The 503-nt window shown below is 49.7% G+C and carries 1 protein-coding gene; it reads left to right on the top strand.

What is annotated here, in order from left to right; genetic code table 11:
* The coding region (xseA, locus tag R8O11_RS31690; protein WP_318195448.1) for an exodeoxyribonuclease VII large subunit at positions 1–503 on the top strand (503 nt) is incomplete at both ends.

Here is a 503-nt window from a genome sequence, read left to right as displayed (position 1 = left end):
CCTACCCGTGGTGATTTATCCGACCATGGTCCAAGGTGATGACGCAGCCATTCAAATTGCCCAAGCAATCGGTCGTGCGAATAGCCGAAATGAATGTGATGTATTGATTGTTGGTCGTGGCGGCGGCTCTCTAGAAGACTTATGGTGCTTTAACAATGAGATCCTTGCTCGCACTATTGCTGCAAGTCAAATCCCGATCATTAGTGCTGTGGGCCATGAAGTCGACATGACGATTGCCGATTTTGTTGCCGATGTGCGAGCTCCTACTCCATCAGCTGCCGCTGAACTGGTTAGCCGTGACAACAGCCATAAAGATCAATCGCTTGTAGCGAAACAGCATAAACTAGCTAGTGCGATGCGCTACTACTTAGCGCAGCAAAAACAGCAATCTGCGCAACTTCTGCATCGCTTAGAGCGTCAGCATCCAAGCTACCAATTGCAGCGTCAGTCACAGCAACTCGATGAGCTGGATATGCGTTTGCGTAGAGCTATGCAGCGCTTCA

The organism is Vibrio sp. 1288, assembly GCF_033344475.1.
This window is presented reverse-complemented; position numbering and strand designations above follow the sequence as displayed.